Origin of the sequence: Kitasatospora sp. NPDC059571, assembly GCF_042735675.1 — a bacterium.
Taxonomy (GTDB): Bacteria; Actinomycetota; Actinomycetes; order Streptomycetales; family Streptomycetaceae; genus Kitasatospora.
Window position 1 is genome coordinate 2,931 of sequence record NZ_JBHWBW010000241.1, and the last position, 8,538, is coordinate 11,468.

Annotated in this window: 5 protein-coding genes and 3 tRNA genes; 2 read left to right on the top strand and 6 right to left on the bottom strand. The window is 75.6% G+C overall.

What is annotated here, in order from left to right; translation table 11 throughout:
- Positions 1 to 56 precede the first annotated feature (56 nt).
- The 3 genes from ACFV0G_RS24100 to ACFV0G_RS24110 all read right to left on the bottom strand — a co-directional run bounded on the left by ACFV0G_RS24100 (position 57) and on the right by ACFV0G_RS24110 (position 498).
- Positions 57 to 132 (bottom strand) — tRNA-Arg (locus tag ACFV0G_RS24100).
- Positions 133 to 168: 36 nt separating this feature from the next.
- Positions 169 to 244, bottom strand: a tRNA-Arg gene (locus ACFV0G_RS24105).
- A gap of 163 nt (positions 245 to 407) precedes the next feature.
- Positions 408 to 498: transfer RNA gene (locus ACFV0G_RS24110), tRNA-Ser, on the bottom strand.
- A 224-nt stretch (positions 499 to 722) separates the two neighbouring features.
- Between ACFV0G_RS24110 and ACFV0G_RS24115 the strand changes: the two genes are divergently transcribed.
- Positions 723 to 3,929, top strand: coding sequence for a PAS domain-containing protein (locus tag ACFV0G_RS24115; protein WP_380551540.1), 3,207 nt, complete (start codon positions 723 to 725; stop codon positions 3,927 to 3,929).
- A 37-nt stretch (positions 3,930 to 3,966) separates the two neighbouring features.
- Here the strand turns inward: ACFV0G_RS24115 and ACFV0G_RS24120 are convergent, their stop codons facing one another.
- The 3 genes from ACFV0G_RS24120 to ACFV0G_RS24130 all read right to left on the bottom strand — a co-directional run bounded on the left by ACFV0G_RS24120 (position 3,967) and on the right by ACFV0G_RS24130 (position 7,303).
- Positions 3,967 to 4,461, bottom strand: a complete 495-nt coding sequence (locus ACFV0G_RS24120) for a DUF4396 domain-containing protein (protein ID WP_380551543.1) — start codon at positions 4,459 to 4,461, stop codon at positions 3,967 to 3,969.
- A 107-nt stretch (positions 4,462 to 4,568) separates the two neighbouring features.
- Complete coding sequence (locus ACFV0G_RS24125; RefSeq protein WP_380551546.1) at positions 4,569 to 6,227, bottom strand: long-chain fatty acid--CoA ligase; 1,659 nt, start codon at positions 6,225 to 6,227, stop codon at positions 4,569 to 4,571.
- Positions 6,228 to 6,373: 146 nt separating this feature from the next.
- Positions 6,374 to 7,303: a glycoside hydrolase domain-containing protein gene (locus ACFV0G_RS24130; RefSeq protein ID WP_380551549.1), complete on the bottom strand. Its 930-nt coding sequence runs from the start codon at positions 7,301 to 7,303 to the stop codon at positions 6,374 to 6,376.
- A 140-nt stretch (positions 7,304 to 7,443) separates the two neighbouring features.
- Between ACFV0G_RS24130 and ACFV0G_RS24135 the strand changes: the two genes are divergently transcribed.
- The gene (locus ACFV0G_RS24135) at positions 7,444 to 8,526 is read left to right on the top strand and encodes an EamA family transporter (protein ID WP_380551552.1); all 1,083 of its coding nucleotides are present in this window, start codon (positions 7,444 to 7,446) and stop codon (positions 8,524 to 8,526) included.
- The last annotated feature ends 12 nt before the right edge of the window (positions 8,527 to 8,538 follow it).

The following is an 8,538-nucleotide window of genomic DNA, read 5'->3' on the forward strand; positions in this document are numbered from 1 at the left end:
CCCGGCCGGGTCGCCATCACGTAGGGGGGCCCCGCCTTGGGTCGGGGCCCCTCGGGTGGTGCGCTCAGCAGGATTCGAACCTGCAACCTCTTGATCCGTAGTCAAGTGCTCTATCCGTTGAGCTATGAGCGCCGGTGCTCGGCCTTGCGGGCCGGGCTCGGCAGGTTGTGGTGCGCTCAGCAGGATTCGAACCTGCAACCTCTTGATCCGTAGTCAAGTGCTCTATCCGTTGAGCTATGAGCGCTCGCCCTGGCGGCTGGCCTCCGGGGCGGTGCGGGGACAACATTACATGACCGTCGACGCGGGGTGAAATCGATTGATCCCGGGCGCCCGGGACCGCCCGCGGGCGCACCGGCCCGGGAACGGCAGGAGCCCCGAGGGCTGTGGCCGACGGGGCTCCCGTGAGGCGGAGGCTGAGGGATTTGAACCCTCGATGGGCTTTAAGGCCCAAACCGCATTAGCAGTGCGGCGCCATAGACCGGACTAGGCGAAGCCTCCTCCGCTCGAACCGTCCCCGATCTCCGGACACGATCCGTGCGCATGTGATGATGCCACAGCCCAGGGGCCCGACACCAACCACGGACAACGTTACTAGGCGGGTCGTCCACAGCGCAAAGAACAATGAGATACTGCCGGGGCCCGAGGAGAGCGCGCGCCCGCGAGCCGCCGCCGTGACCGAGCCGGCGAGACCCCGCCGACATGCCGTGAGGAGACCTGTCGACGTGAGCAGCAGGCCGACCCGAGGCGCCGCCGGCCTCGCCGCCATACTCGATGCACTTCCCGACGCGCTGCTGCTGGTCAACAGCAACGGCACGGTGGTCGACGCGAACAAGGCCGCCGTGGAGAGCCTCCAGGCGCCCGGCACCTCCCTGGTCGGGCGCGGGCTGCTCGACCTGCTGCCGGAGTTCGACCCGAGCCGGATCCCCGGCTCGATGCGGCCGGCCAAGGCGGAGGCCGAGGGCCTCGACAAGCCCGTCCGGATGACCGCGCGCCGCACCGACGGCAGCACCTTCCCGGTCGAGGTCAGCGGCAACGACTTCACCGACGACGGCGCCGGCACCGGCACCGAGGGGCGCGGCTACGTCCCGTACGAGCCCTACCGCGACGGCGGGGGCCAGGACCTGCTGCTGCTCCTGGTCCGCGACCTGACCGGCCGGCTCGGCGTCGAGGCCGAGCTCCGGCGGCAGCACAAGCAGACCGAGATGATCCTGCGGGCCGCCGCCGAGGGCGTGCTCGGCGTGGACCTGGAGGGCCGCGTGGTGCTGGTCAACCCGGCCGCCGCGCACATACTCGACTACCGGGCCAGTGAGCTCGGCGGCCGCGAGCTGCACCCGCTCGTCCAGCACTCCCAGGCGGACGGCAGCCCGCTCGCACTGGAGGGCTCCGCCCTGCTCGACACCCTGCTGTCCGGCCGCAAGCACCGGGTCCGCGGCGCGGTGCTGTGGCGCAAGGACGGCACCCCGGTCACCGTCGACCTCACCACCGCCCCGGTACGGGACGGCGAGCAGCTGGTCGGCGCCGTGATGACGTTCACCGACCGGACGAAGGAGCTCGCGCTCGTCGCCCGCAACGAGCACCTGACCGCCGTCCTGGAGACCGAGCTCGGCGACGCGCTGGCCGCCCTGCACCGGCGGATCGACGCCCTCGCCGCCGACCCCGCGGGCCAGCTCTGGCCGGAGGCGAACTGGACGCTGCGGCGGCTCGCCGACGAGTGCCGGCGGTTCGGCACGCTGATCGACGGCGTGCTCGACCACCAGGCGTTCGAGGTCGCGGCGGAGGCCGGCAAGGAGCGGCTCGTCCGGAAGGCGGTCGGCCTGGACGGGGTGGTGCAGCGCGCGGTGGAGCACGCCGGCGACCTGGTCGGCCCCGGCCGGGTCCGCTACTCGGTGCACGCCGCCGCCGTGGAGGTCACCGCCGACCGGGAGCGCCTCGCCCGCGCCCTCGCCCACCTGGTGGCCGACGTCAGCGGCATCACCCCCTCGCTGGACGCGCCCGGCACCGGCGCGGCGCCCTCGCTGGGCGTCCCCGCGCTCCCCCCGGCCGGCGGCGACCTCCCGATGGTCGTGGTGGCCGCCGCCCAGCGCGGCGACGTCGCGCGGATCGAGGTGCGCGGCCCGGCCCGCCGGAGCAGCCCCGTCCACCTGCCGATCGCCCGCGGCATCGTGGAGCGCCACGGCGGCGTCCTGCAGCGCCACGAGCTCCCGGGCCGGGCCGGCACCACCTACGTGGTGGAGCTGCCGATCGACCCGGCGGTGGCCCGGGCGTCCGCCGGACGGCCGAGCGTGCCCAAGGAGACGGACACCGCGATGCTCCCGGACCTCCCGGAGGTCCCGCCGGCCGAACCGGCCGCGGAGGCCGCCGACGGTGCCGGCGACGCACCGGCCGGCCGGAGCCGCGGCACGGCGCGCCAGGAGCGCATCCGGCGCGCCCGCGCCGAGGAGGAGGCCCGCACCGAGCGGCGCGGCCCGATCGCACTGGGGCCCAGCCCGCTCGGTCCGGGCGAGGCCGTCCCGGTCACCCCGGACCTCGCGACGCCGCCGGCCGGCGTTCCCGCGGCCGGCCCCGCGGCTGACACGACATCACCCGAGCCCGCCGCGGAGGAGTCCGCCCGGCCGTCCCGGCGCCGCCGCCGGGCGCCCGCCGAGGAGAGCGCCGAGACGGGCGGCCTGCCCGGTCTCGGTGACGCCGGCGCGGTGTACCCGGGCCTGGAGCACGCGCTGCCGGCCGGCCCGCCGGCCGTGCCCGCCCAGCCCGCCGTCCAGCCGACCGGCCGCCGCCGGCGGCTCGCGGTGCCGGCCGACCCCGACGCGCCCGCCGCCGAGCAGCCCGCCGCGGAGCCGGCCCAGGCCGTCGCGGCACTCCCCACCGTCCCCGAGGCCCGGCCCGAGGCCGCGCTCGCACCCGCCCTTCCCGCCGTTCCCGAGCCGGCGGCCCCGCAGCCGCCGCAGCCGGTCGGGACGGGACTCGGCGAGCTCAGCCCGCCGCGGCCGCTGCAGGTCGCCTTCGCGTCCGCCCCGCTGAGCCCCGTCCCGCAGCCGGCGGCACCCCAGCAGGCACCGGCCACCGGCCCGGCACCCGCCGAGCTGCCGGCCCTCCCGGCTGCCGCCGAGGCGCCCGGCGCGCCGGCCTCGGTCGAGGCCCGCACGCCGCCCCGGCCGCTCGCCGAGCTGGCCCCGGCCGCTCCGGTGCCCGGCGCCGACGGCGGCCCGCGCCGCCTGCTGGTCTGGCCGGAGCCCGACCCGTCCACCAAGCAGGCCCTGCAGGACCGCGGCTACCGCCCGGTGATCGTGCGCTCCCGCGAGGAGGTCGACGCGCAGGTCTCGGCCTTCCCGGCCGCCCTGTTCGTGGACCCGCTGACCGGGCCGATCACCCGTACGGCGTTGGAGTCGCTGCGCACGGCGGCGCTCAACCAGCGGGTGCCCGTCATGGTGACCGCCGGTCTCGGCCAGGCCGCCCGGGACGCCGTTCCCGGCGCCGACCCGGCGGTGCTGCTGCGGGCGCTGGCCCCGCGCGACAGCGAGAACCACGCGCCCCGGGTGCTGCTGGTGGAGGCCGAGCAGGACATCGCCTCCGCGATGATCGCCGGCCTGGAGCGGCGGGGCATGCACGTCGAGCACGCCGTGGACGAGAACGAGGCGGTCGCCAAGGCCAGCAGCCTGCAGCCCAACCTGGTGGTCATGGACCTGTTGCGGATCGACCGCGGGCAGGCGGGTCTGCTGGAGTGGCTGCGCGCCAACGACCGGCTGCACCGCACCCCGCTGGTCGTCTACACCTCGGTGGGCCTCGATCCGAAGGAGCTCCCGCGGCTGCGGACGGGCGAGGCGGTGCTCTTCGTCGCCGAGCGGTCCACGGGTGCGGAGGTCCAGGAGCGGATCGTCGATCTGCTGGGCCGGATCGGCGCGATGGCGGAGGCCGGCGCAGGCCGCTGACGGCCCGGGCCGCCGCGGCCGTACGCCGGCCGGCGGGTCAGTGGTGCGCGTGGACCGCGGCGTGGCCGCGGCCGCGGGCGATCAGGCCCCGGTTGACCGGCACGGTCAGGGCGAAGGCGAGCGCCAGCGAGGCGGCCAGCGACGTCCAGAACAGCGCGTCGCCGAGGCCGGCGTCCATCGCGCCGGGCACGGCCGCCATGACGGTGTTGTCGATCAGCTCCATGACCAGGATCGACACGGTGTCCGCGGCCAGTGCGACCCGCAGCGCCTGCCGTGCGTCCAGGCCGGCGCGCAGCACGCCGCGCATGGTGAGCGCATAGCCGGAGGCGAAGGCGAGCAGGACGGACAGCGCGATGGTGGCGCCGTTCGACAGTCCGAGGGCGGTACCGGCCGCCAGGCCGGCCACCTCGCCGATCGCACAGCCGGTGAGGCAGTGCAGGGTGGCGAGTGCGGCCGTCCGCCAGCCCCGGCCGGCGGTGCGCTCGTGGTGCTCGTGGTGCGTGCTGTGCTCGTGGTGCGTTTCGTGCGGCATGGTGCGGGCTCCTCTCCCCTCGCGGGCTCCGTCCGTACGACGGAACACGTATACCCCCTGGGGGTATTCCCTACGAGCGGGGAGGAGCCCGCGGCGGGCGCCTGCGGCTACTCCTTGCCGAGCAGCGTGACGTCGAGCCGGTTCGCGGCGTACTCGGCGCGGATCACCTTCTTGTCGAACTTGCCGACCGAGGTCTTCGGGACGGCCTCCACCAGCGCCCAGCGCTCCGGGAGCTGCCAGGAGGCGATCCGGCCCGCCAGGAACGTGCGCAGGTCGCGCAGGTCCGCGGCGGCGCCCGGCCGGAGCACCACGGTGGCCAGCGGGCGCTCGCCCCACTTCTCGTCCGGCACCGCGACCACGGCGGCCTCGGCGACCTCCGGATGGGCCATCAGTTCGTTCTCCAGCTCGACCGAGGAGATCCATTCGCCGCCGGACTTGATGACGTCCTTGGCCCGGTCGGTGAGGGTGAGGTAGCCGTCGGCGGTGATGGTGCCGACGTCGCCGGTGCGCAGCCAGCCGTCCTCGCTGAACTTGTCGGCCGGCCGCTCGGGCTCCCGGTCGGCCCCGCCGAAGTAGGCGCCGGCGATCCACGGGCCGCGGACCTCCAGCTCGCCGGCGGACTCGCCGTCGTGCGGCATCCGCTCGCCGCCGGGGCCGATCAGCCGGGCCTCGACCGAGGCCGGGAAGAGGCCCTGGGTGAGCCGGTACGGCCACTCCTGCTCGGCGGTGAGGCCGCCCGGCGGCAGCGAGAAGGTGCCGAGCGGGGAGGTCTCGGTCATGCCCCAGGCGTGCACCACGTTGATGCCGTGGCGGTCCTCGAAGGCCTTCATCAGGGCGGGCGGGCAGGCGGAGCCGCCGATGACCACCATGCGCAGGGCGGAGGTGTCGTAGTCCCCGGCGTCGAGCTCGTCCAGCAGGCCGGTCCAGATGGTGGGGACGGCGGCGCTGACGGTGGGCCGGATCCGGTCGATCATCTCGGCGAGCGGCTTGGGCTGCAGGTGACGGTCGGGCATCAGCAGGTTCGCGCCGGACATGAAGGCGGTGTGCGGCACACCCCAGGCGTTGACGTGGAACATCGGGACGACCGGCAATACGGTGTCCCGGGAGGTGAGGCCGAAGCTGTCGGCGGCCATGACCTGGAGGCAGTGCAGGTACACCGAGCGGTGGCTGTAGACGACGCCCTTGGGGTCGCCGGTGGTACCGGAGGTGTAGCAGAGCGCGGCGGCCTGCCGCTCGTCCAGCTCGGGCCACGGGTACGCGGTGGGCCGGTCGGCGATCAGGTCCTCGTACTCGTGGACGGTGCCGGCGAAGCCGTCGAGCAGCGAGCGGTCCCCCTCGCCGCTGACCACGATGTGCCGGAGGGTGTCGTTGAGCTGCCCGAGCACGCCGGCGAGCAGCGGCAGCACGCTGCCGTTGACGATGATCACGTGGTCGGCGGCGTGGTTGACGATGAAGGCCAGCTGGCCGGCGGGCAGGCGGAGGTTGAGGGTGTGCAGCACGGCGCCCATGGACGGCACCGCGAGGTAGGCCTCCAGGTGCTCGGCGTTGTTCCACATCAGGGTGGCCACGCGCTGGTCGCCGGTGACGCCGAGCTCGTCGCGCAGCGCGTACGCGAGCTGCGCGGCCCGCGCGCCGACCTCGGCGTAGCTGCGGACGACCGGTCCGCTGCCGTCCCAGGTGGTGACGGTGGATCCGCCGTGGACGGTCGCGCCGTGCGCCAGGATCCGGACCGTGGTGAGCGGGACGTCCTGCATCGTGCTGAACACGCGGTTCCTCCTTGAGACCGGGTGGGGGTCGGCGCGGCTACCGGCAAGTAGTCACGGCCGACGTGCAGATTCTTGCCCCGCCCGGGCCCTCGTGTCAGCAGTCGTGGTGCAGTTGAGACCAGCGTCTCCGCGGCCGGCCGCGGGCCTCACCCCACCGGTGCGTCGAGTTCGTCGCGGTCGATGGTCAGTGAGATGCCGCCGTGCGTCTCGGTGATGTTGCCGTGGTGCTGGTGGATGCGGCCGTGGTCGGTCCAGAGGTCGGGGTTGAGGGCGCCCGCACCGTCGGTGGTGGTGGCCTTGTCGTCCCAGCGGGCGTACCAGACGGCGTCGGGCAGGGGGCCGGCGCCGTCGCGGGCGGCGGCGGCCAGGTCGGCGATGCCGGACTCGGCGGAGGAGTAGAAGCCGGAGAGGTAGCCGGCCCGGTGCAGGCCGTCGGTCCAGCCGGTGGTGAAGTCGACGACGGCGCGGCCGCAGCTGCCGTCGCCGCGCGGGTAGGCCTCGATGTCGAGGTAGACCGGACTGCCCGGGCCGATGCCGAGCGCGCGCAGCGCGGTGACCGCCTCGGCGGCCTCCTCCGCGCCCTGGGCGGCGGCGTTGTCCGGGTCGATGTGGGCGGGCTTGTTGGTGTTGGTGCTGCACGGCGCCTGTCGGCCGACGTGGGTGGGGACGAACGACCACCCCATCGACCTGGCCCGGGCGACCCAGTCGGCGGTGAGCCGCGGCTGGCTGCAGCCGCGCTGCCGGCCGCTGGTGTAGATCCCGACGGCGCCGTAGGCGGAGTCGTCCCACCAGGCCTGCATGGCGTCGAGCGGTGGGGCGGTGCAGGTGTCGAAGCCGGGGCCGCGGTAGACCCCGGGGCCGCCGTCCCGGGCGGCGCCGGCCGGGCGGGCGGCGCCGTGGCGGACCACGGCGTGGCGGACGGCGGCGTGGCCGGGCCGGTGCCCGGAGCGGTGGCCGGCGTGGGCGGTGGCCGGCCCCGCGGCGGACGCCGCAGCCGCCGAGGCCGCGGGGCCCGCGGTGGCGAGCAGCAGGGCGAGGACGGCCGTTCCGGCGGCGGTGGGTCCCAAGGAGCGCATGTACCAGTCCTACTGACTGATCGTCGCCACCCGGCCGCAGGCTCCCGACCGTGAGCTGCGAGTTCACCCGACCGGGCGGCCCGTCCACCTGTTGGTAACGAGCTCGCCCGCCGAGGACTCCTTACGTCAGACTCGTCCCCATGTCCACCGCCAACACCCGCGAGCCGTCGTTCACGGCTGTCACCGGCGAGTCCTTCGCCGACGCCCTTGCCATGCCGCCCTCCGCCAAGGGCGAGCCGGCCGGCGAGCGCGGTGGTTGGCGACGAAGCGACCGGACCGCCGCCGCACCTCCGGGAGCCGGCCGGCGCCGGGCACCCGCCGACCCACCGGTCGGCGGCCCGGGCCGGGCCACCACCCCGCAGCGGCGTACGGGATCCGTCCCGGCGCCGCTGCTCTGCGTCGGGGCCATGGTCACCGTCCAGCTCGGCATCGCGCTCTCCAAGCCGCTGTTCGGCGTGCTCGGGGTCGGCGGGGCGACCTTCCTGCGGCTGACCGTCGCCGCGGCCGTCCTGCTCGCGGTGACCCGGCCCCGACTGCGCGGCCGCAGCCGGCGGGACCTGCTCTCCGCCGTCCTGCTCGGCCTCGCCTCGGCCGGGATGACCCTGCTGTTCGCCGGGGCCACCGACCGGCTGCCGATGGGCACGGCCTCGACCATCGAGTTCCTCGGCCCGCTGGCGGTCGCCCTCGCGCTGGCCCGGCGGGCGAGCCACCTGGTGTGGGCGCTGCTCGCCGGCGGCGGCGTCGCCCTGCTGACCCTGCTCGGCGGCGGCGAGGGCGGCGGGCTGGACCCGGTCGGCCTGGCGTACGCCTTCGGGGCGGCCGCCTGCTACGCCGGGTACATCCTGTTCACCGACCGGGTCGGCGCCGCGTTCCGGGGCTTCGAGGGGCTCGCCGTCTCGTTCACCATCGCAGCCCTGGCGCTGGCCCCGTTCGGCGCGGCCGGGGCCTGGCACGGCCTGGCCGCCGTCGACTCGCCGGCCCTCGTCCTGGGGGCCGTCGCCGGGGTGGCCCTGCTGTTCCCGATCGTCCCGTACGCACTGGAGATGACCGCGCTGCGCCGGATGCCGCAGCGGGTGTTCAGCGTGCTGGTCAGTCTCGACCCGGCGGTCAGTGCGCTGGTCGGGCTGGTGGTGCTGGGCCAGCTGCTCGGCGCCGTCCAGGTGGCCGGCATCGGCTGCGTGGTCGCGGCGAGCGTGGGGGCCACGCTGACGGCGCGGCGCTGAGCGGTCGCGCAC